Below are 21,824 nucleotides of genomic sequence, written 5' to 3'. Positions count from 1 at the left end.
TGAAGTCGGTTCCGGGAGGACGGAGAGACCGACCCATGCACGAGATGTCCGTGGCGCTCGCCGTGATCGACCAGGTGGAGGCGGCCGCCGCCGAGGCCGGAGACGTCACGGCGGTGCGCTCGGTCCGGCTCCAGGTGGGCGAACTGGCCGGCGTCGTACCCGACTCGCTCGCCTTCTGCTTCGAGCTGGCCTGTGCCGGAACCCTGCTGGAAGGCGCCGAACTGGTCACCGAGGCGGTGCCCGGACGGGCCCGCTGCACGTCCTGTGCGCACTCCTGGGCCGTCGGCATGCCGCCCCGGCTGACCTGTCCCGCGTGCGGCGGGGCGCAGACCGATCTGCTCGCGGGCCGGGAGCTGAGAATCGTCGGCGTGCGCTGGGACGACGGCGATCCGGCGCCGCCGCCGCCCACCCGCGAACCGATCTCCGAGGAGTGCTGAACCATGTGTCGTGCCGTCGACCTCCGGCAGGCCGTACTCGCGAAGAACGACGCCGGCGCCGAGGCGCTGCGCGGCAACCTCGCGGCCCGCGGCACCACGATCGTCAACCTGCTGTCCAGCCCAGGCAGCGGCAAGACCGCTCTGCTCGAACGCGAACTGCTGCTGGCCCGGGAACGCTCCCTGCCGGTCGCGGCGCTGACCGCCGATCTCGCCACCGAGAACGACGCGGCCCGGCTGGCCCGTTCGGGAGCTCCGGTCAAACAGGTCCTCACCGACGGACTGTGTCATCTGGAGGCCGGCATGCTCGCCGGGCACCTGGTGGGCTGGCTGCCCGACGACACCCGGCTGCTGTTCGTGGAGAACGTGGGCAACCTGGTCTGCCCGGCCTCCTACGACCTGGGGGAGACGCTCCGGGTCGTCCTCGCGTCCGTCACCGAGGGTGAGGACAAGCCGCTCAAGTACCCCACCGCCTTCGGCCTCGCCCACCTGGTGGTGATCACCAAGACCGATATCGCCGAGGCCGTCGAGTTCGACGAGCACGCCTTCCGCGCGAACGTGGAGCAGGTCAATCCGGGGGTGGAGATCGTCCGTACCTCGGCGCGCCGGGGGCAGGGGGTCGGCGCGGTCCTCGACCGGGCACTCGCGGCGGCCTCGGGAGCTCCCGTCCACCAGCCGGTCATGGCCCGTGCGCCGCATGCCCACGCGCACCCGCATACGCACCCGCATCCGCAGGCGGTCGGCGGCGACCTGGCCGACGTCCCCTCGTGAGCACCCCGTCGCTGCGTCGGCGGGTCGTCGTCCGGGGCGTGGTGCAGGGCGTGGGTTTCCGGCCCTACCTGTACGGCCTCGCCACCGAACTCGCCCTGGTCGGGCATGTGACCAACACCCCGGAGGGCGTCGTCGCCGAGGTGGAGGGCAGTTTCGCGGCCGTGGCCCAGTTCTGCGACCGGATCGCGGTGCAGGCGCCCCCGCTGGCCCGGGTGGAGTCCGTCCACCACCAGGAACTGGCCGCGGCCGGAGGCGAGGCGTTCACCATCCTCGCCTCGCGCGGCGACGGCCCGGCCCGCACCCTCGTCTCCCCGGACACGGCCACCTGCCACGACTGCCTCGCCGAGCTGGCCGACCCGGCCGACCGGCGCTACCGGCACCCCTTCGTCAACTGCACGCACTGCGGCCCCCGCTTCACCATCGTCACGGGCGTCCCCTACGACCGCGCCAACACCACGATGGCCGCCTTCGCGATGTGCGCCGAGTGCGCCCGCGAGTACGGCGATCCGGCCGACCGGCGCTTCCACGCACAGCCGGTCGCCTGCCCGGAGTGCGGGCCGAGGGTGCGGCTGGTCGGCGCGGGCGCGGGAGGCGATCCGGTCGCCGAGGCGCGGGCGTTGCTGGCGCGCGGTGCGATCCTCGCCGTGAAGGGGCTGGGCGGCTACCACCTGGCCTGCGACGCCACGGACGACGACGCCGTGTCCCGGCTCCGGCTCAGGAAGGCGCGCGGGGACAAGCCGTTCGCGGTCATGGCCAGGAGCGCGGACGACGTCGAGCACCTGGTGCGCCTCGGCCCCGAGGAACGGCGGCTCCTCGAGGACGCCGCCCGGCCCGTCGTGCTGCTGCGCCGGCGCGCGTCGCAGGTCGCCGCGGCCGTCGCGCCCGGCAGTCCCGACCTCGGCGTGATGCTGCCGTACACGCCCCTGCACCACCTGCTGCTCGGCCTGCCCGGCGACCCGGCCGGCCCTCGGCTGCTGGTCATGACCAGCGGGAACGTCTCCGGTGAGCCGATCGTCATCGACGACGCCGAGGCGCTGGAGCGGCTCGCTCACCTGGCCGACGCCTGGCTCGTGCACGACCGGCCGATCCATGTCCCCTGCGACGACTCCGTGGTCCGTGTGTGCGACGGGGAGCCGCTGGTGATCCGCCGTTCCCGCGGCTACGCACCGCTGCCGGTCACCCTGCCGCTGCCCGTCCGGCCGGCCCTCGCCGTCGGCGGCGACCTGAAGAACGTCTTCTGTCTCGGGGCGGACCGCAGGGCGTGGCTCTCGGCGCACATCGGCGACATGGACGACCTCGGCACCCAGGTCGCCTTCGAACGCGCGGTGGCGCAGCTGGAGCCCATCACGGGCGTGCGGCCCGAGACCTTGGCGGCCGACCGGCATCCCGGATACCGCTCCGCACAGTGGGCCGACCGGAACGCGGCCGGCCGACCCGTCGTACGCGTCCAGCACCATCACGCCCACATCGCCGCCGCCATGGCCGAACACGGGCTGGACGGCGGCCGGCAGGTGATCGGCGTCGCCTTCGACGGCACCGGTCACGGTGACGACGGGGCCGTGTGGGGCGGCGAGTTCCTGCTGGCGGACTACGACGGCTACACACGGTTCGGGCATCTCGCCTACGTCCCGCTGCCCGGCGGCGACGCGGCGGTGCGTCGGCCGTACCGCATGGCGCTGGCGCATCTGCGGGCAGCCGGCCTCGGCCGGTCGGCCGACCTCGCCTGCACGGCCGTCTGCCCGCCCGACGAACTGCGCGTCCTGGAAAGGCAGTTGGAGCGCGAGCTGAACTGCGTCCCCACCTCCAGCATGGGCCGGCTCTTCGACGCCGTCTCCTCGCTCGCCGGGGTGTGCCACCGGTCCGGATACGAGGCGCAGGCCGCCGTCGAGCTGGAGAACGCCGCACTGGGCGCACCCGCCGGGGACACGACGGCGTATGTCTTCGGCCTGCGCTCGCCCGGGGACGGCCCCGTCGAGGCCGACCCGGCGCCCGTGCTCGCGGCGATCGTCGCCGACCTGCGGGCGGGCGTGCGACCCGCCCTGGTCGCGGCCCGGTTCCACCGGGGCGTCGCGGGCCTGGTGCGGCGGGTGTGCGGGCGGGCGCGTGAGCGGCACGGGCTGGACACGGTCGCCCTGACGGGGGGCGTGTTCGCCAACACGCTGCTGTCCTCGGCCTGTGCCGCCCTGCTGCGCGAGGACGGCTTCACGGTCCTGCGGCACCGCCTGGTGCCGCCGGGCGACGGCGGGCTGGCCCTGGGCCAGCTGATAGTGGCCGCCCGTGCCGCTGCCGGCGACGCCACCGATGCCACCGACTGACCAAGACGCGCCACAGCGAGGAGAGGCCCATGTGCCTGGCGGTACCCGGCAGAGTGCTGGACATCGAGGAACGGGACGGCACCCGGATGGCCACCGTCGACTTCGGCGGGGTGGTCAAGGAGGTGTGCCTGGAGTACCTGCCGGACCTCCGGGTCGGCGAGTACGCCATCGTCCACGTGGGGTTCGCCCTGCAACGGCTGGACGAGGAGTCGGCGAAGCAGACCCTCGAACTCTTCGCCGAACTCGGCCTGCTCCAGGAGGAGTTCGGCGACCCCTGGGAGACGGCGGCGGAGGCGGGCGCGGGCCCGGTGGAAGAGGTGAGCAACCAGTGAAGTACATCGACGAGTTCCAGGACCCGGACCTGGCACGCCGGCTCCTCGACGACATCCACGCCACGGTGACCAGGCCGTGGGCGCTGATGGAGGTCTGCGGCGGCCAGACGCACAGCATCATCCGGCACGGCATCGACCAACTCCTCCCCGAACAGGTGGAGTTGATCCACGGGCCCGGCTGTCCCGTGTGCGTGACCCCGCTGGAGGTCATCGACAAGGCCCTGGAGATCGCCTCCCGGCCGGGCGTGATCTTCTGCTCCTTCGGCGACATGCTCCGGGTGCCCGGCACCGGGCGGGACCTGTTCCAGGTCCGCGGCGAGGGCGGCGACGTACGCGTCGTCTACTCGCCGCTCGACGCGCTGCGGGTCGCGCAGCAGAACCCGGACCGCGAGGTGGTGTTCTTCGGCATCGGCTTCGAGACGACGGCGCCGCCGAACGCCATGACGGTCCATCAGGCCCGCAGGCTCGGCATCCGCAACTTCAGCATGCTGGTGTCCCATGTCCGGGTGCCGCCCGCCATCGAGGCGATCATGGCCTCGCCGAGCTGCCGGGTGCAGGGCTTTCTCGCGGCCGGGCATGTGTGCAGCGTCATGGGCGTGGCGGAGTATCCGGAGCTCGCCGAGCGGTTCCGGGTGCCGATCGTCGTGACGGGCTTCGAGCCGCTCGACATCCTCGAAGGCGTGCGCCGGACCGTGCGCCAACTGGAACGCGGCGAGCACACCGTCGACAACGCCTACGCCCGCGCCGTCCGCCCGGAGGGCAACCCGGCCGCCAAGGCCATGCTGGAGGACGTCTTCGAGGTCACCGACCGTGCCTGGCGGGGCATCGGGATGATCCCGGACAGCGGCTGGCGACTGTCGTCGAAGTACCGCGACCACGACGCCGAGCACCGTTTCTCGGTCGAGGGCATCCGGACCGAGGAACCGGCCGAGTGCCGCGCCGGCGAGGTGCTGCAAGGGCTGCTCAAGCCCCATGAGTGCGCGGCCTTCGGCACGCTGTGCACCCCGCGGACGCCCCTGGGGGCCACCATGGTCTCCAGCGAGGGCGCCTGCGCCGCCTACTACCTCTACCGGCGGCTCGACCTGCCCACCGCGAAGGCCCGGGAGGCGACCCCCGTTGTCTGACACCACCGATCTCCCCGCCCCCGCCCCTGCCCCCGCACTGGACATCGAGGCGTGGACCTGTCCCGCGCCGCTGCGCGACCGGCCCCGGGTGGTCATGGGCCACGGCGGCGGCGGGGTCCTCTCCGCCGAACTGGTCCAGCAGATCTTCGCTCCCGCCTACGGCGGCGAGGTGCTCTCCCAGCTGGGCGACGCCGCCGCCGTGTCCCTGGGCGGCGCACGGCTGGCGTTCTCCACCGACTCCTTCGTGGTGCGGCCGTTGTTCTTCCCCGGCGGCAGCATCGGCGACCTCGCCGTCAACGGCACGGTCAACGACCTCGCCATGAGCGGCGCCCGCGCGGCCTACCTGTCCTGCGGCTTCATCCTGGAGGAGGGCGTCGAGCTCGACGTGGTCGCCCGGGTCGCCCAGGCCCTGGGGGCGGCGGCGCGCACCGCCGGCGTCGAGGTGGCCACCGGCGACACCAAGGTGGTGGAGGCCGGGCACGGCGACGGGATCTTCATCAACACCGCGGGCATCGGGCTCGTCCCCGAAGGCGTCGATCTGCGCCCGCAGCGGGTCGTCCCCGGGGATGTGGTGATCGTCAGCGGCGCCGTCGGCGTCCACGGTGTGGCGATCATGAGTGTCCGCGAGGGCCTGGAGTTCGGGGTGGAGATCGAGAGCGACTGCGCGGCGCTCGGCGGTCTGGTCGGCGCCATGCTGGCGGTCACCCCGGATCTGCACGTGCTGCGCGATCCCACCCGGGGCGGCCTGGCGGCTGCCCTCAACGAGATCGCCAAGGCGTCCGGGACGGGGGTCGTCATCCGGGAACGCGCCGTCCCGGTCCCGCCCGCCGTGGCCAACGCCTGCGCCATCCTGGGCCTGGACCCCCTGTACGTGGCCAACGAGGGCAAGCTGGTGGCCTTCGTCCCGCGCGAGCATGCCGAAGCCGTCCTCGCGGCGATGCGGGCCCATCCGCTGGGCGCGGACGCCGCCGTCATCGGCGAGACCGTCGCGGCGCATCCCGGCATGGTCGTGGCCCGGACCGGGCTGGGCGGCACCCGGGTGGTCGACCTTCCGATCGGGGAGCAACTGCCCCGGATCTGCTGAGAGCGGCCTCGCCCATGGGCGTCGGGCCCCGCCGCTCCGGCCCGACCCGTCGGCGGGGCCTACCCGGGACGCGGTCCGCACGGCGTCCGGACGGCGGGTCGTGCCGGGCCGCACCGGTCGCGGGCGGCGTCCGCCGCGAGGACGTCCTCGAGCTGCGCGGTGTCCCCGGACCGGGCAGCCGCGAGGAACGCCTGAACGAGACGCCGATGCGCGGCGGCGTCCACCGGCCGCCGGTCGCGATCGGCGGCGAGCCGCTGGTGGGCGCGGGTGTTCAGCTGTCTGGAGTTGGGGACGGTGAGGCGCAGGAGCTCGGAGATCCGGTCGTACGGGTAGCCGAATCCCTCCCGCAAAACGTAGGCTGCCCGTTGACTGGGCGTGAGTCTCTCCATCAGGAGGAGAACCGCTTCCTCGACAGCGTCCTGCTGCTCTACCAGCACTTCTGGGGTCTCATGGATGTCTGTGCGTTCCGGGAGCCAAGGAGTGGCGCAGGACTCCCGGCGTCTCCAGGCGGACTGGACGACGTTGATCGCCAGCCGGGCGGTCGTCGTCCTGAGCAGCGCCGACGGATTCAGGACGACCGTTCGGTCGGTGCCCTGCCAGCGCAGCCAGGCCTCCTGGACGACGTCCTCGGCCTCGTTCGCGTTCCCGACGATCCGGCCTGCGATCTTGAGCAGTCCCGGTATGTCGCGGACGAACACGGAAGTCGCCCCTTCCAGGTCGCCGACCAGCGGGTCGGCCGTGGGGCCGGACCGCTCGCGAACTTGTCCGGCTGGGGCGATGTACGTGTCCACGACCGGCTCCTTCGTTCGGGGGTCCGTGGCTCGAAGGCTGGTGACAACCAGCCTGACGCCCGGGCGCACCCCCGCGCACCCCGGGAAGGCCGTGGTCGGCTCCGTGGTCGTACGTGGGCGGGTCCGTGGCCGAACGGGTACCGGTGAGGAGGAGGCTGCGATGACGGGCCGTGGTCCACGAGTCGGCTTCCTCGGGCGGCAGGAGGAGTGCCGGACCCTGGACGGACTCCTGGAAGGCGCCAGGGGCGGACGCAGCGCGGTCCTGGTCCTGCGCGGTGAGGCCGGGATCGGGAAGACCGAACTGTTGCACCACCTCCTGGAGCGCTCCACCGGATGCCGCGTCGTGCGTGCCGCCGGCGTCCAGTCGGAGATGGAGCTCTCCTATGCCGGCCTGCACCAGCTCTGCGCCCCCCTGCTGGGCGGCCTGGACCACCTTCCCGAGCCTCAGCGCGACGCGCTGCGCACGGCCTTCGGGCTGCGGGCGGGCAACGCGCCCGACCGGTTCCTGGTGGGCCTGGCCACGCTGAGTCTTCTCGCGGACGCCGCCGGGGACCAGCCGTTGGTCTGCCTCGTCGACGACGCCCAGTGGCTGGACCACGTGTCGGCGCAGACCTTGGCGTTCGCCGCCCGTCGGCTGCTTGCGGAATCGATCCTGCTCGTCTTCGCCGTCCGCGAGCCCACCGCCGGCGAGATCCTCGCCGGTCTCCCCGAGCTGCCGGTGAGAGGGCTGACCGAGAGCGACTCCCGGACCCTGCTCGGCCTGGTCGTCACCGGCCCCCTCGACCAGCGGGTGCGCGACCGCATCATCGCCGAGACGCGCGGCAACCCGCTGGCCCTGCTGGAGCTGCCGCACGGGCTCTCCACGACGGAGCTGGCCGGCGGCTTCGGGCACCCCGACGCGCAACCGTTGGCGGGCCAGATCGAGCAGGGCTTCCTCCGCCGCGTCCAGTCGCTCCCGGCCGGGACGCAACGCCTGCTGCTGACCGCCGCCGCCGAGCCGATCGGCGACGTGCCGCTGCTGCGGCGGGCGGCCGCACTGCTGGGGATCGACCTGGAGGCGGCAGCGGTGGACGCCGAGGCGTCCGGGTTGATGACACTCGGCACCTGGGTGCGCTTCCGGCACCCGCTGGTGCGCTCGGCGGCCTACCGCGCGGCGGACCTGTACGACCGTCGCGAGGTGCACCGAGCGCTGGCGGACGCGACCGACGCCGAGCTCGATCCCGATCGTCGGGCCTGGCATCTGGCCCGCGCGACCGCGGGACCCGACGAGAGCGTGGCGGCCGAGCTGGAGCGCTCGGCCGGCCGGGCACAGGCGCGTGGCGGAGTCGCCGCCGCGGCGGCCTTCCTCGACCGGGCCGCCGAGCTGACCCCCGAGCCCGTACGGCGTGGCACCAGGCAGTTGGCGGCGGCACAGGCCAAGTACCAGGCCGGCGCGTTCGACGCCGCGCGAGAGCTCGCGGACGCGGCGGAGCTGAGCGCCCTGGACGAACTGGAGGCCGCACAGTCCAAACTGCTGCGCGGCCGGATCATGTCCGCGTCCCGGAGCGCCGGCGCGGGCATCCCGCTGATGCTCGAAGCGGCCAAGCGGCTCTGGCCGCTCGACGCCCGGATCGCCCGGGAGACCTACCGGGACGCGATCTACGCGGCGCTCACCGCCGGCCGGCTGCCGAACGGCGGGGTCCTCGAAGTGGCCCAGGCCGTGCTGAGCGCACCGACGCCGGTCGAACCGACGCGCGACGATCTCCTCCTGGACGGCGTCGCCAGGATGATCACGGAGGGCTACGCCGTCGGCGCGCCGCTGGTGCTCCGGGCGCTGAACGAGTTCCGCACCGACGACGTCTCGCGGGCGGAGGGGCTCGGCTGGCTCCCGCTGGTCTGCCGGATGGCCCACAGCACCTGGGACTTCGACACCTGGTCCGTGCTCTCGGCACGGCTGGTCGACATGGCACGTGAGACGGGGGCCCTGTCCGTGCTGCCGTCGGCGCTCCTGCTGCGTCTGTCGAATCGCGTCTTCGCCGGCGATCTGGCGGGCGCCGACTCGCTCGTCGCGGAGGCGTCCGCGATCGGCGAGGCCACCGGCAGCAGCTTCTTCGCGCACTACAGCGCACTGGTCGTCGAGCCGTGGAAGGGCCGGGAGTCCGCGACCCGCGAGGCGATCGACGCCATCACCCAAGATCTCCTGCTGCGCGGGGACGGCAAGGTGATCACTGCCACGCAATGGGCGGCGGCGGTGCTCTACAACGGTCTGGGCCGCTACGAAGAGGCCTTCGCGGCCGCCCGGCGCGGCTGTGACAACCCCCAGGAGCTCGGCCTGTCGATCCAGTCCACGGCAGAGCTCGTCGAGGCCGCGGCACGGCTCGGCAGACCGGCGGACGCCGCCGAGGCGGTCCGCAGGATCAGCGACATGGCACAGGCCGGCGGCACCGACTGGGCCCTGGGCGCCTCGGCCCTCGCCCGTGCCCTGGTCAGCGAGGGGAAGGCCGCCGACGCCCTCTACCGTGAGGCGGTCGAGCGGCTCGGCGACACACAGGTGCGGATGGACACCGCCCGTGCCCGACTCCTCTACGGCGAGTGGCTGCGCCGCGAGAACCGCCGCGCCGACGCCCGGGCCCAACTGGGCGCCGCTCACGAGATGCTCGGCCACATGGGGGCGGAGGGCTTCGCGGAACGTGCGCGACGCGAGCTCCAGGCCACGGGGGCGAAGGTCCGCGGACCTCGTACCGCCGCGACGCAGGCGGCCCTCACCCCGCAGGAGGCGCAGATCGCCCGGCTCGCCGGCGAGGGGCTCACCAACCCCGAGATCGGCGCCCAGCTGTTCATCAGCCCCCACACGGTCGAGTGGCACCTGCGCAAGGTGTTCTCGAAACTCGGCATCGCCTCCCGCAAGGAGATCGGGACCCTGCGGGAGGAGGGCGGGGCGTCGTGCGCGTAGCCGTACGCCGGTCTCGCTCGATCAGTAGGTGACCGGGAGCGCCAGCAGGCCGCGGGCGCGCATCGCCGGTCGGCGGCGCAGTTCGCCGGCGGGGACGGCGAGGGACAGCCGGGGGAATCGGTCGAGGAGGGCGGCGAGGGCGATCTCGGTCTCCAGCCGGGCCAGGGGCGCGCCCAGGCAGTAGTGGATGCCGTGGCCGAGGGCGAGGTGGCCGGTCGCGTCGCGGCCGAGGTCGAGCCGGTCGGGATCGGTGAAGCGGGCGGGGTCGCGGTGGGCGGCGGCGAGGCCGAGCAGGACGGTTTCGCCCGCGGGGACGGTGACGCCGCCGATGGTGAGGTCCTCGGTGGGAAAACGCCGGATGGCGAGCGGTGCCGGGCCGTCGTAGCGGGCCAGCTCCTCGACGGCGGACCTCAGCCGGCCGGGGTCCGCGCGCAGGGCGGCCAGTTGGTCGGGGTGGCCGAGGAGCGCCACGGTGGCGTTTCCGATGAGGTGGACCGTGTTCTCGTAGCCGGCGAAGAGGATGAGGAAGGCGAGGGACATCAGCTCGTCCTCGCTCAGCCGGTCCTCGCCGTCCGCCCTGCCGTCCGCCCCGCCGTTCTCCTCGTCGCGTACCGCGATCAGGGCGGACAGCAGGTCGTCGGCCGGGTTGCTGCGCTTGTCGGCGATGAGCCGGGTGAAGAACGCCAGCATGCTGCCCACGGCCTGCTTCGTCCGGGACGGCTCCGCCGGGTCGGGGGCGACCAGCGCGTCGGTCCAGGACCGGAAGTCCCGCCGGTCGTGCGAGGGCACACCCAGCAGATCGCAGATCACGGCGATGGGCAGCGGCGCGGCGTACGAGGCGATCAGGTCGGCGCGGCCGAGCGGTTCGATCGCGTCGAGCAGTGCGTCGGCGGTCTCCCTGATGGGTGCGCGCAGGGCGGCGACGCGGCGTGGGGTGAACGCCTGGGACACCAGGCGCCGGATCCGGGTGTGGTCCGGCGGGTCCATGTTCAGCAGGTTCGCGTCCAGTGCCGGCGGCAGTGCGAGCCCGCGGTAGCCGCCGGGCTTGGCGTTGCGTTTGTCGAGCGAGAGCCGGGGATCGGCGAGGGCCCGGCGTACGTCGTCGTATCGGGTGACCAGCCAGGCCGGCAGCCCGTCCGTTCCGGTGATGCGGTGGACAGGCCCCGCCTCGCGGAGTCGGGCGTACGCCGGGTACGGGTCCGCGATGAGCTCGTCGTGCCCAACCAGGGGCGGCTGACCGGGTGTTGTGGTGAACATGGCCCCAGCCTAGGGACCTTCGTCGAGGTCCGCGGCGTCGAGGAACATCGACTCCAGTGCTTCGGGCGACCGATCGCCCAGGCCGTCCGGGCCGTCCGCGCCGTTGGGGCAGACGAGCTGCTGTTCGGTCCAGATGCACTTTCCCGTCGGGGTGTAGCGCGCGCCCCACCGTTCGGAGAGCGCCGTGATCAGCTGGAGTCCGCGGCCTCCCTCGTCGGTCTCCGCGGCGCGCCGGATGCGGGGCATCGTCTGACTGCCGTCGAACACCTCGCAGATCAACTCGGCCCCGTACAGCAGCCGCAGCCGCACCGGGCCCCTGGCGTGCCGGACGACGTTGCCCACGAGCTCGCTGACCAGGAGCTCCGTCGTGGGGGCGAGGTCGTCCAGGTCCCAGACGGCGAGTTGCTCGCGGACATGACGGCGGGCCCGGCCGGCCGCTATCGCCTCGTCGGGCAGCGACCAGGAGGCCATCCGGTCGAGAGGCAGGGAGTGCAGCCGGGCGACGAGGAACGCCGCGTCGTCGGCCGCCTGCTGTTCGGTGGGCAGCAGACCGGCCGTCAGGGTGTCGCAGAGGCGTTCCAGATCCGCCTCGGTGCTGACGGCGCCGCCCTTGTGCGCAGTGCTGAGCATCCGGGCCAGCTCCGCCATGCCCTCGTCGATCTCCCGCCTCGCAGACTCGACCAGACCGTCGGTGTAGAGCACGAGCAGACTGCCCTCGGGCACCTCCAACTCGACCGTCTCGAAGGGCGGTTCGGCCGCGCCGAGGGGCGGATCGGCGTCCGTCTTCGGGAAGTGCACCGTGCCGTCGGGATGGACCAGCGCGGGCGGTGGATGCCCGGCGCGGGCGATCGAGCAGACCCGGGTCGTGGAGTCGTAGAGCGCGTACAGGCAGGTGGCGTACGAGGCCTCGCCCATGCCGCCGACGATGTCGTTGAGGTGCCCCATGATCTCGTCGGGGGGCAGCTCGAGGTCCGCCAGGGTGTGCACGGCGGTGCGCAGCCGGCCCATGGTGGCCGCCTCCGGCAGACCATGGCCCATGACGTCGCCGACGACGAGCGCGACCTGCCCGCCGGAGAGCGGGATGATGTCGTACCAGTCGCCGCCCACGTCCGCGCCCTGCCCGGCCGGGAGGTAGCGGGCGGCGGCCGTGCACGCGGGCAGGACGGGCAGCTCCTGGGGCAGCAGACTGCTCTGGAGCTCGCGGGACCGGGTGTGCTCGGCGTCGTAGAGCCGGGCCCGCTCCAGGGACTGTGCGACGAGGGCGCTGATCGTGGTCAGCAGCGCACGTTCCTCGTCGGTGAGCAGCCGCGGCCGGTCGAAGGCCACGACGCACACCCCGAACGTGCGGCCGGACGCCGTGAGGGGCAGGAACGCCCACGCCTGCTTCCCGGCTCGCTGCGGCAGGCCGGTCAGCTGGGGCGCGCGTGCGGTCAGCTCCTGGGACGAGGACAGGAACAGCGGAGTGCCGGAGGCGATGACGTCCCAGGCCGGGTCGCCGGGCGTCCGGGTGCGGTAGTTGATGCGTTCAAGGAAGTCGTCCTGGTAGCCGACGGCTCCGACGTAGTGCAGCCGCTCGTCCTCGATGACCTGCACCAGGAGCCCGGTGGCGGCGAACGGCGGCAGCACCCGCCGGGCGACCGCGGCCACCACGTCCTTCGAGGTCGACGCCTTGGCGAGCTCTGTCGTCAGCTCCGCGATCCGGACCGCGCGCTCGGCCGCCGCCCGCTCGGCGGTCCGCCGCTCCTTCGCCAGGCGCCGTTTCTCGGTGACGTCGGTGAAGTACAGGGTGCGCCCGTCGGGGCCCGGCACCAGCCGCAGATGGAACCGCCGCCCGGAGTCCGGCATGTCCACATCGAAACCGGCCGGCTTCTCGCTGGCCGCGGCCTCCCGGCACCGGTGCTCCAGGTCGGGCGCCTCCCGCACGGAGGGCAGGTCCCACAGGAGACGCCCGAACAACTCCTCCTCCGAGAGGCCCAGCAGGCGTTCGGCCTCCAGGTTGGCGAAGGTGATGCGCCACGCGTCGTCCACCGCCAGGAAGCCGTCGCTCATGTGCCGCAGGGCCCGGCCGAGCGCGTCCCGGGCGGTGCGGGACTCGTTGCTCTCCCAGCCCACGCCGACCATCCGCAGGGGTTCGCCCTGCTCGTCGTAGGTCGCCCGGCCACGGGCCTGCGTCCAGCCGTACGTGCCGTCGAGGCGGCGGACCCGGTACTCGGCCTCGTAGACGGTGTGGCCGAGGATCGCGCGCTGGGCCGCCGCGAGCGTGGGCGCCAGGTCGTCGGGGTGGACGATGCGCATCCAGTTCTCGATCTTGCCGGTGAAGTCGGCGGGCAGCGTGCCGTACAGCTCCAGCGCCGCCTCGTCCCAGATCAGGTCGCCGCTGCGGACGTCCCAGTCCCATGAGCCGACCTGGACCTCCTTGAGGGCCTGGCGCAGGTGCTCGGCGCTCGGCTCCGGCTGTCCGGGCCCGGAGGGCGGGGGCGCCTGGGCCATCCGGTCCTCGGTCCAGTCGACGACGGCCCGCAGGAAGTCCCAGTGCTCCGGTTCGGGTTCGCCGCGCTCGCCGGCCAGGACGGTCAGTGCGCCGACGCTGCGTTTCCCGCTGAACACCGGCAGGGAGGCCAGTCCGGTGCCGGGCCAGGGCACCTCCGCCGTCGCCCCGCCGGGATCGGCGGCGCCGCCGGGGTCGTCGGAGCGCCGTGGCACCCACACGCCGCTGCCCTGCTGGAGGGCGCGCGCCGGGGCGAGCGGTCCCTCCTGGTCGACGATCTCCCACGGGCGGGTGAGGGCGGGCGGCAGACCGACGGCGGACACCAGGCGCAGGGCGGACATCGGACCGCGCAGATGCATGGTTCCGCCCAGCGCGTCCAGCTCGCTCACCGCGTGCTGGAGTGCCAGCCGGAAGACCTCGCTCTCGGTGACACCGGGGGCAACCGTGCCGAGCAGAGCGAGTCGTGCATTCATGGGGGGAAACCTATCGTTCCCGGTCGGTTCCGAAACCTGTTTCACAGATTCCACCTGCGGCCCCCGGAACCGCCCTGTGCGACAACACCCGTGACGCCGAAGGCAGTTGTCGTCGGGTGCGCCGTGTGGCGTGCCGCCGCACGGGCTACGCTCCGATCATGGACATCGGCGTCTTCATCCCCATCGGCAACAACGGTTGGCTCATCTCCAAGAGCTCTCCGCAGTACCTGCCGACCTTCGAGCTGAACAAGGCCGTTGTGCAGAAGGCCGAGGAGCACGGACTCGACTTCGCCCTGTCGATGATCAAACTCAAGGGCTTCGGCGGCGAGACCGAGTTCTGGGACCACTGCCTCGAGTCGTTCACGCTGATGGCGGGCCTGGCCGCGGTCACCGAGCGGATCAAGCTGTACGCCTCCACCCCGATCCTCGCCCTGCCGCCGGCCATCGTCGCGCGCATGGCGACCACCGTCGACTCCATCGCCCCCGGACGGTTCGGGGTCAACATCGTCACCGGCTGGGCTCCCGGCGAGTACGCGCAGATGGGCCTGTGGCCCGGGGACGAGCACTTCGGCAACCGCTACGCCCGGGCCGTCGAGTACGTCACCGTGCTGAAGGAGCTGTGGAGCGAGGGCGTCAGCACCTTCAAGGGCGAGTTCTACGAGATGGACGACTGTGTGCTGTCCCCGCGGCCGGCGAACGGGCACATCGACATCGTCGCCGCCGGGCAGAGCGGCACCGGGATGAGGTTCGCCGCCGAGCACGCCGACTACAACTTCATCCTGGGCAGCGGCGTCAACACCCCGCTCGCGTTCTCGGACACCACGGCCGCGCTCATGGACGCGGTGCGCGAGACCGGCCGTGACGTCGGGGCGCTGTCGCTGTTCATGGTCATCGCGGACGAGACCGACGCCGCCGCCCGGGCGAAGTGGCAGGACTACCACGACAACGCCGACCGCGCGGCGCTGGCCTACATGGCGGGGGAGTCGGCCACCGACACGACCGCGGACGACTCCTCCACCGCCCGGACCATCGTGCTGCCCGAGGGCGCCGTGAACTTCAACATGGGCACGCTCGTCGGCTCGTACGAGACCGTCGCGGGGATGCTCGACGAGATCGCCGGGGTGCCCGGGACCAAGGGGATCATGCTGGTCTTCGACGACTTCCTCGAAGGACTCGAGAACTTCGGCACACGGATCCAGCCCCTGATGAGGTCCCGGGCGACCGGCTGACCGCGTCAGCGGTAGCAGGTGGTGACGCCCGGCCGCCATGGACAGGCGAGGGCGGCGAAACCGCCGTTGCCGACGACGTCGACGCCGAGCGTGTCGCCGCCGCGCAGCACCTGACGGTCCTGGACGAGCCCGTCGGCGCCGTCCCGGATCGTCTCGACCAGCCATCGTCCGGGCGCCAGGGACAGCGGCACCTGCGCGGTGCGGGCCGCGCCGGCGTACACCCCGCCCAGGAACCAGCGGTCACCGCTGCGCCGGGCGAGCACGGCTTCCTGCCCGGGTTGCCCGGCGAGCAGCCGGGTGTCGTCCCAGGCGGCCGGGACCTGGTCGAAGTAGGCCCGGGCGAGCGGGCGTTCGTCGTACGACCCGGGGGTGCCCGCGAACATCTGCAGGCCCGACTCGTAGGCCACGGAGAGCCCGACCTCGGCCGCGTCGGAGTTGGGGCGCAGGCCGACGCGCTGGAAGGCGCCGGGGGTGAAGTCCATGGACCCGATGACGTTGCGGGTGAACGGCAGGGTGGTGAGGTGGGCGGCGGTGTTGGTGCGCTTCTCCTCGCCGCCGACCCCCTCCAGGGTCATGACCTGCGGCCAGGTGCGCTGGATCCCCTTGGGGATCGTGGAGCCATGGAAGTCGATCATGAGGTGGTGGGCGGCGGTCTCCGGGAGGATGGCGTCGTACCACTGGAGCATCGACTGCGCCTCGGAGTTCATGAAGTCGATCTTGATGCCCTTGACGCCCCATCGCTCCAGCGTGGGCAGCCACTGGGCGCGCTCCTCGGGCGTGTCGAGATCGCGCTGGTGGATCCAGACGATGATCCCGACGCCCTTGGCCCGCGCGTACTCGACGAGTTCCGGCATCCAGCTGTTCGTCTGCCAGTCCGGGTCGGTGGTGTCCCACGCGTCGGTCCTGAAGTACCAGCCCGCGTCGACGGCCTCGTAGGGCCAGTTCCGTTCGGCGGCGTAGTCGACGTAGGCCTTCTGCGCGGCGAGGCTCTGCCCGGCCTCGCGGCCGCCGGCCAGCCAGGTCCACAGCACGGTCCCGGGCCGGATCCAGGAGGGATCGGCGATCGCGGAGGCGGGCGCGAGGTCGTCGGTGAAGGTGGACCGGGTGACGGTGGCGAGGTCGCCGGTGACCATCGCCCGCCAGGGGGTGGCGAGTCGGCCGTCGGTGCGGACCCGTTCGTCGGCGAGCTGGATCCGGTAGCCGCCGCTGCCCTGGGTGTGGGCGAGCCGGGCACCGGAGTAGGCGCCGGTGAGGTCGGACTCGGCGAGCAGGGTGTAGCCGCCGGGCGTGGCGAAGAGCGCCTGTTCCGAGTACGCGGCGGTGGGGGCGCTCGCGGCGGTGTACTGGACGAACTGGCCCTCGTTGTCGACCCGGTAGGTGCTGAGCCATGCGCTCGCGTCCGGCGGCAGGTTGAAGGCGGAGGTCTCGCCGAGCACGTCTCCGTACCCGCCGGGCAGGACGTACCGGTAGGCGACGCCGTCGGCGGAGGCGCGGACGACGAGGTCGAGCCGGGCGCCGGCGGCGGAGGCGAACGACAGCCGGGTCTCGTTCATACGGACCTTGCGGTCGAGGCGCTTTCCGGACTTCGCCCGGTAACTCTCCTCGATCCGGCGGTCCTTGCGGTGCAGGAAGCGCAACCCCTGGGACAGGTCGGCCTGTTCGGTGACGATGCCGACGGGCGACGGCTCGAGGACCGTGCGGCCGTCACGGGACACCGTCAGACTCAGCGAGCCGGTCGTGTCGTCCAGGGATATCTGCGCCCGCGGCGCGTGTGCCGCCGCGGATACCGTCCATGCGCGCTGGTGCGCCCCGGAGTCCTGCTCCGCCCTCGCGGGCGCGGTCGTGAAGAGTGTGGCCAGCAGCCCGGCGCAGAGTGCGCCGACCGCGGTCCTGATCGGAACAGCCATGTAAACCCTCCCTGTTGTGCGTCCGTACGGATGGTCGGTTACGGCAGTCCCCAGGCCGGGCCCGGTTCGCTGACGGCGACCGGCGCGATGACGAGGTCGGGCCGGGAGCCCGGGTGGACGAGCACCTCGCGGCCCCGGGGCAGGTCGATGGCGAGGGTGCCGTCGCCCAGGTCGTGGGTGCGGGCCGGGGTGCCGTCGTCCAGCACGGCCGTGACACGGCCGGTGAGCCCGTGCCGCAGCTTGAGCGGCTCGCCCGCCAGGCTCCTGATCCGGATGAACCGGGTCGCCCCCGCCTTGCGGACGGCGCTGACCAGGAACGCTCCCTGGGTACGGAAGTCGTGCAGCGTGATGTCCGCCCAGGCTGCCGGAACAGCCGGGAAGACGCGGAGCACGCCGCCCCAGCTCTGGCAGAACATGTCGTGCAGCGACTGCGAGGCGGACAGCGGCGTCTCGATGACCGGACCGGCCTCGGTGTAGTGCGTGTTGGGGCGACACGGGTAGCGGGTGCTGGTGTCGAAGAACTTCCGCAGGTAGGCGATCGCGGTGTCGCCGTCGCCGGTCATCGCGTACAGCGAGGCGGCCCCGGTGTAGCTGTAGCCCCGGTGGGCGCCGGTCAGCGCATGCCAGTGCTCGACGGACTTCGTGATCAGCTCACGGCTCTCCGGCTGGTCCCAGTTGACCAGGTACAGCGGATACACCATCAGCAGGTGCGAGTAGTGCCGGTGGGACTGCGCGTACGGGGTGTCGGCGCCGATCATGAAACCGTTGTCGTCGACCGGGTACGGCGTGAGCTTGGCCAGCACCTCCTGCCAGCGCGGGGTCAACTCGTCGTCGATGCCGAGCAGTTCGGCGGACTCGATGAGCGTCTGGCAGCCCCAGCGGACGAGGGCCAGGTCGTAGTTGGTGTCCTGCGGCGGCACGACCGGGTACTCGGGGGAGAGCGTGCTGGGCAGATGCAGCCTGCCGTCGCTGCCCGGAGTGAGGAAGTGCAGGTAGTAGTTGATCGTCCGGCGCAGCACCGGGTAGATCGTGTCGCGCAACAGGGCCCTGTCCATGGAATGCCGGTAGGACAGCCACACGTTGTGCAGCGCCCAGGCGAGGTCGCCGGTCTCGGCGCCGGTGCCGGGCCGGCCGACGCCCCGGTTGGCGAACATGTCGGAGCTGCGGCCCACCCCCGAACTGTCCGCGCGGTAGGCGGCGGGCACGTTGGCGATGAGCTGTTCCTGGTTCTGGCGCAGGGTGGTGGCGAGGGCGTCGAGTTCGAGGTGGTTGGAGCCGTGGATGAGCCAGTACTCCAGCTGGATGTTGAGGTTCCACCACACCGCGGGCCACGGCGTCGGCTCCAGCCACGGCCCGCAGGTGGCCATGACGGGACCGTCCGCGCGACTGGCGGAGGCGACCTTGTAGAGCTGGATCCAGTGGAAGCTCTGCAGCCGCTGGTCGGGGAACGAGACGAAGCTCTTCGGGTAGAACGCGTGCCACCAGCGGATGTGCCGTCTCCGCAGCGCGCCGTACGACGCCGCGCGGCGCAGGTTGCGCAGCGAGTCCGCCTCGGCGGCGGTGTCGGAGGGCGAGCTGTGTCCGACGCTGAGCAGCAGTTCGTCGCCGGTGCGGCGGTAGGAGGTCGCGGTCTGTCCGCCGCCGACCAGGGGCTGCAGCACCTGCTCGGTGCCGTCGGCGGTGGTCCGGGTGGTCCAGGGCGGGTTGGCGGTGTACCCGGCGGGCGGGGCCTCGCTGATCTGCCGGGGGCTGACCGCGTCCTCGGGGTGGAACGTCCAGACGACCCGCTCGTCCCCCTCGGCTGTCACACGGACGGCCAGCACTTCGTCGTGGATGAACGCGGAGAGGGCGAGGGCGCCGGCGGTGGTGGTGACGGTGCCGGTGAGCTCGGCGTTCCACAGGCTCAGCCGCAAGTCGACGGCGGTGACCGCGCCGACCGGTTCGAGGGTGAGGTGTCCGACCGGCAGCCGACAGGTGCCCCAGCCGCTGCCGAACTCGGGCCGATGGTCCTGGACCCGGCCGTGCTGGACGGTGAAGCGGATCTGATGCACGCCCGGTTCCTGGTAGATCATGCTGCCCAGCAGCCCGTCGCCGAGGAACGGACCCTCGTACCAGCGGGTGGGCAGCGTGCTCCACAGGAGGTCCTGGTCGCGCAGGAACCTGTTCCAGGACTGGTCGGAGGTCATGCTGTCGCGGAGCTTCCAGGGGCGCCGGTCGTGCGCGGTCCCGGTGGCGGCGGCCGCTTCGGCGGTGCCGGGCAGCGCGGCGACCGCCGCGCCGCCGAGAGCAGTGCCGATCACCGCTCTCCGGGGCAGGCCTGAGGGGTTCCCCGACTGCGAGGTCATCATCGTCCTCCAGATCTGACGGATCATCGATACATCGGATACATCGGGTGTATGCCGGGACCGTAGGGAGGGTTCACGGACATGTCAAGGGTTCAAGTCCTTGACTCCTCCGATGTATTGGAGTTGTCTGCTGGCGTGTTCCTGACATGGTCCATACCTGGGAAAGGATGCGAGATGAACCGGAGAACCCTCTTACGAGCAGGCGGCGGTCTGCTGGCCGGCGGCGTCATGACGGCGGCGGCGACCCCGTCCGCCGGCGCCGCGCCCGCCGCCGACCCGACCGACGGCTGGACGCAGACCGCGTTCACCTACAGCTGGCAGAAGCCCTGGAACCTCGACCTCGCCGACCGGCACAGCTACAGCGGCGGCGTCCACCGCATGTGGGTGTACGCCACCGACGAGCCGTTCGAGGAGGGCAGCACCACGGACCCGCGCACCGAGATGCGCTGGAAGAACGACTACAAGACGGGCGACCGCATGTGGGACGCCGACGTCTATCTGCCGTCCGGCAGCGACGGCGCGTCGTTCGTGCAGATCCTGCGCGGCGTCCATCCCGCGGGCACCCCGGCCACCGACATCATGCTCAACGTCTACGACACCGACGGCGGCACCGTGCGGCGCTACGACGGCACGGTGCTCAAGACCGACGCGTACGACACCTGGTTCAACGTGAAGATCGCCCACCAGGCGACCAGCGGCACCGGGACGATCAAGGTCTACTTCGACGACTCGCTCGTCCTGACGGTCGCCGACCGGGGCCCCGCCACCCGGTACTTCAAGAACGGCGTCTACAACCATGGTTCCGGCCGCGTCGAGGCCCGCTTCCGCGACATCCTCTACTGGACGCGGTGACCGGACCGGGCGAGAGCCGACCGACAGCCCGCCCTCGGCGGGCTGTCACTGCGTGTGCCCGCTCCCGTACAGTCCGTGGGGTCAGTGCCCCGCCACGGCCGGGCACACGGGTTGACCAGGAGAAGAAACATGGACACCGAAGCCGGACCCGGCTCCCTCGCGCCCGCCTCCGGAACGGGGCGGCCCCTCCCCGAAGCCGACCCCGCACTCGTGGCCGGGTGGCGTGCGGGGGGAGGCGAACTGGTCGAACTGCTGTCCAAGGTGCGCGAGCGGCTCGGCGGGGTCGCCGCCGTCCGCCTCGGGCCGGCCGCCGCCCCCACCGTGCTCGTCACCGACCCACAGGCGGTCCAGCACGTGCTCGCCCGGCACCCGGACCGGTACGTCAAGCGCTCCCACCGGGCCCGTCTGCTGATCGGCGACGGCGTCCTCGCCGCCACCGGTGCCGCGTGGAAGCGTCAACGCCGTCTGCTGCAGTCCCAGTTCACCGGCGTCGGGATGCGCCGCTACGAACAGCGGATCACCGGGGCCGCCCGGACCACCGCAGCGCGCTGGGAGGGGTACGCCCGCACCGGGCAGAGCCTCGACGTCGGGCGGGAGATGCGCCGCTTCGCTGTGGACGCCATCTGGCGCTCCCTCACCGGGCACCCCGTCGACGACGAGACCGAGCGCGAACTGGCCGCCGTGGCCGCCGTCGCGACCGCCCTCCCGACCCTGCCCGCCGACGCCACCGACGCCCGGGGCGCCGTAGCCGCCGATCTCGCCCGGATCGACACGGTCGCCCGGCACGCCATCGAGGCCGCCCGCAGCGGGGCGGCGGGACCCGACGGTCCGGGTCTGCTGCACGTCCTGACCGACGCCGCCGCCGAGCACCCCGAGTACACCGACCGGCTGATCCGCGACGAGCTGGTCACGCTGCTCGTGGCCGGACACGAGACCACCGCCACCACGCTGACCTGGCTCTACCTGCTCCTCGACCGGCACCCCGCCGCCCGGGAACAGGCGCTCGCCGCCGGCGGCGAAGGCTCGGCGGGGCGCCGCCAGGCCCTCCAGGCCCTGGTCCACGAGACGCTCCGGCTCTACCCGTCCGCCTGGATCCTGCCCCGCCACGCCACCGAGGACGACACCCTCGCCGGCTACGCCGTCGAGGCGGGCACCGATCTTCTCGTCAGCCCGTACCTCACGCACCGCGACCCCGAGCTGTGGCCCGCCCCGGAGCGCTTCGACCCCCGGCGCTTCACCGCCCCCGACGGCCGTCCCACCCACCCGGGCGCCTACTACCCCTTCGGCATCGGTCCCCGCGCCTGCATCGGCCTGCAGTTCGCGCTCCGCGAATCGACCGTCCTGCTCGAACACCTGCTGCCGGCCCACACCCCGGTCTTCTCCGCCACCCCCACCGGCACGACGTACGGCATCACCGTCCGCCCCGACGGCCCTACCCCGGCGACTCTGCAACCGTCCCGCAGCTGAACGCGGGCCGTGCGAGCCCGGAG

The 21,824-nt window shown here is 72.6% G+C and carries 15 protein-coding genes; 10 read left to right on the top strand and 5 right to left on the bottom strand.

The window, feature by feature from the left end; translation table 11 throughout:
• Window positions 1–35 precede the first annotated feature (35 nt).
• From hypA to hypE, 6 genes are read left to right on the top strand one after another with little or no spacing between them, the layout of a single operon-like run.
• Window positions 36–437 carry a hydrogenase maturation nickel metallochaperone HypA gene (gene hypA, locus ABZ725_RS25440; protein WP_358804876.1) on the top strand — a complete coding sequence of 134 codons (402 nt, stop codon included), beginning with the start codon at window positions 36–38 and terminating at the stop codon, window positions 435–437.
• Window positions 438–440: 3 nt separating this feature from the next.
• Entirely contained in the window at window positions 441–1,205 is a 765-nt protein-coding gene (gene hypB, locus ABZ725_RS25435; protein WP_358804875.1) for a hydrogenase nickel incorporation protein HypB, read from the top strand.
• Window positions 1,202–3,520, top strand: a complete 2,319-nt coding sequence (gene hypF, locus ABZ725_RS25430) for a carbamoyltransferase HypF (protein WP_358804874.1) — start codon at window positions 1,202–1,204, stop codon at window positions 3,518–3,520. The genes hypB and hypF overlap by 4 nt, the downstream gene beginning before the upstream one ends.
• Window positions 3,521–3,549: 29 nt before the next feature.
• Window positions 3,550–3,852: a HypC/HybG/HupF family hydrogenase formation chaperone gene (locus tag ABZ725_RS25425; RefSeq protein WP_358804873.1), complete on the top strand. Its 303-nt coding sequence runs from the start codon at window positions 3,550–3,552 to the stop codon at window positions 3,850–3,852.
• Entirely contained in the window at window positions 3,849–4,976 is a 1,128-nt protein-coding gene (gene hypD, locus ABZ725_RS25420; RefSeq protein ID WP_358804872.1) for a hydrogenase formation protein HypD, read from the top strand. The genes ABZ725_RS25425 and hypD overlap by 4 nt, the downstream gene beginning before the upstream one ends.
• On the top strand, window positions 4,969–6,060 hold the full coding sequence (gene hypE / locus ABZ725_RS25415) for a hydrogenase expression/formation protein HypE (RefSeq protein ID WP_358804871.1): 1,092 nt from the start codon (window positions 4,969–4,971) through the stop codon (window positions 6,058–6,060). Before hypD ends, hypE begins: the two co-directional genes overlap by 8 nt.
• A gap of 59 nt (window positions 6,061–6,119) precedes the next feature.
• Here the strand turns inward: hypE and ABZ725_RS25410 are convergent, their stop codons facing one another.
• The gene (locus tag ABZ725_RS25410; protein WP_358804870.1) at window positions 6,120–6,851 is read right to left on the bottom strand and encodes a sigma factor-like helix-turn-helix DNA-binding protein; all 732 of its coding nucleotides are present in this window, start codon (window positions 6,849–6,851) and stop codon (window positions 6,120–6,122) included.
• Between the two features lie 160 nt (window positions 6,852–7,011).
• Here ABZ725_RS25410 and ABZ725_RS25405 point away from each other — a divergent pair, with 160 nt between their 5' ends.
• Window positions 7,012–9,783 carry an AAA family ATPase gene (locus ABZ725_RS25405; protein ID WP_358804869.1) on the top strand — a complete coding sequence of 924 codons (2,772 nt, stop codon included), beginning with the start codon at window positions 7,012–7,014 and terminating at the stop codon, window positions 9,781–9,783.
• A 21-nt stretch (window positions 9,784–9,804) separates the two neighbouring features.
• Here ABZ725_RS25405 and ABZ725_RS25400 read toward each other — a convergent pair whose 3' ends face one another.
• Both ABZ725_RS25400 and ABZ725_RS25395 read right to left on the bottom strand, forming a co-directional pair.
• Window positions 9,805–11,040: a cytochrome P450 gene (locus tag ABZ725_RS25400; protein ID WP_358804868.1), complete on the bottom strand. Its 1,236-nt coding sequence runs from the start codon at window positions 11,038–11,040 to the stop codon at window positions 9,805–9,807.
• Window positions 11,041–11,049: 9 nt separating this feature from the next.
• Window positions 11,050–14,001: a SpoIIE family protein phosphatase gene (locus ABZ725_RS25395; protein ID WP_358804867.1), complete on the bottom strand. Its 2,952-nt coding sequence runs from the start codon at window positions 13,999–14,001 to the stop codon at window positions 11,050–11,052.
• Window positions 14,002–14,159: 158 nt separating this feature from the next.
• Here ABZ725_RS25395 and rutA point away from each other — a divergent pair, with 158 nt between their 5' ends.
• On the top strand, window positions 14,160–15,230 hold the full coding sequence (gene rutA / locus ABZ725_RS25390; RefSeq protein ID WP_358804866.1) for a pyrimidine utilization protein A: 1,071 nt from the start codon (window positions 14,160–14,162) through the stop codon (window positions 15,228–15,230).
• Between the two features lie 5 nt (window positions 15,231–15,235).
• On the opposite strand, the gene ABZ725_RS25385 is transcribed toward rutA, so the two are convergent.
• Together ABZ725_RS25385 and ABZ725_RS25380 are read right to left on the bottom strand one after the other, a co-directional pair.
• Window positions 15,236–17,137, bottom strand: a complete 1,902-nt coding sequence (locus ABZ725_RS25385; RefSeq protein WP_358804865.1) for a glycoside hydrolase family 97 catalytic domain-containing protein — start codon at window positions 17,135–17,137, stop codon at window positions 15,236–15,238.
• 38 nt (window positions 17,138–17,175) lie between these two features.
• Window positions 17,176–19,482: a Tat pathway signal sequence domain protein gene (locus tag ABZ725_RS25380; protein WP_358804971.1), complete on the bottom strand. Its 2,307-nt coding sequence runs from the start codon at window positions 19,480–19,482 to the stop codon at window positions 17,176–17,178.
• A gap of 174 nt (window positions 19,483–19,656) precedes the next feature.
• Here ABZ725_RS25380 and ABZ725_RS25375 point away from each other — a divergent pair, with 174 nt between their 5' ends.
• Together ABZ725_RS25375 and ABZ725_RS25370 are read left to right on the top strand one after the other, a co-directional pair.
• On the top strand, window positions 19,657–20,334 hold the full coding sequence (locus ABZ725_RS25375; protein WP_358804864.1) for a polysaccharide lyase family 7 protein: 678 nt from the start codon (window positions 19,657–19,659) through the stop codon (window positions 20,332–20,334).
• Window positions 20,335–20,463: 129 nt separating this feature from the next.
• Window positions 20,464–21,801 (top strand): cytochrome P450, encoded by a 1,338-nt coding sequence (locus ABZ725_RS25370; RefSeq protein WP_358804863.1) that lies wholly within the window; start codon window positions 20,464–20,466, stop codon window positions 21,799–21,801.
• Window positions 21,802–21,824: the final 23 nt, after the last annotated feature.

It is taken from the genome of Streptomyces sp. NPDC006872 (assembly GCF_040635845.1).
Taxonomy (GTDB): Bacteria; Actinomycetota; Actinomycetes; order Streptomycetales; family Streptomycetaceae; genus Streptomyces.
This window is presented reverse-complemented; position numbering and strand designations above follow the sequence as displayed.

What these genes read in the sequence shown, in the direction of transcription:
- ABZ725_RS25395 (WP_358804867.1), bottom strand. Translation starts at nt 14,001, where the DNA reads ATGAATGCACGACTCGCTCTGCTCGGCACGGTTGCCCCCGGTGTCACC.
- ABZ725_RS25370 (WP_358804863.1), top strand. Translation starts at nt 20,464, where the DNA reads ATGGACACCGAAGCCGGACCCGGCTCCCTCGCGCCCGCCTCCGGAACG.
- hypB (WP_358804875.1), top strand. Translation starts at nt 441, where the DNA reads ATGTGTCGTGCCGTCGACCTCCGGCAGGCCGTACTCGCGAAGAACGAC.
- ABZ725_RS25385 (WP_358804865.1), bottom strand. Translation starts at nt 17,137, where the DNA reads ATGGCTGTTCCGATCAGGACCGCGGTCGGCGCACTCTGCGCCGGGCTG.
- ABZ725_RS25425 (WP_358804873.1), top strand. Translation starts at nt 3,550, where the DNA reads ATGTGCCTGGCGGTACCCGGCAGAGTGCTGGACATCGAGGAACGGGAC.
- ABZ725_RS25405 (WP_358804869.1), top strand. Translation starts at nt 7,012, where the DNA reads ATGACGGGCCGTGGTCCACGAGTCGGCTTCCTCGGGCGGCAGGAGGAG.
- ABZ725_RS25380 (WP_358804971.1), bottom strand. Translation starts at nt 19,482, where the DNA reads ATGACCTCGCAGTCGGGGAACCCCTCAGGCCTGCCCCGGAGAGCGGTG.
- ABZ725_RS25400 (WP_358804868.1), bottom strand. Translation starts at nt 11,040, where the DNA reads ATGTTCACCACAACACCCGGTCAGCCGCCCCTGGTTGGGCACGACGAG.
- rutA (WP_358804866.1), top strand. Translation starts at nt 14,160, where the DNA reads ATGGACATCGGCGTCTTCATCCCCATCGGCAACAACGGTTGGCTCATC.
- hypA (WP_358804876.1), top strand. Translation starts at nt 36, where the DNA reads ATGCACGAGATGTCCGTGGCGCTCGCCGTGATCGACCAGGTGGAGGCG.
- ABZ725_RS25375 (WP_358804864.1), top strand. Translation starts at nt 19,657, where the DNA reads ATGAACCGGAGAACCCTCTTACGAGCAGGCGGCGGTCTGCTGGCCGGC.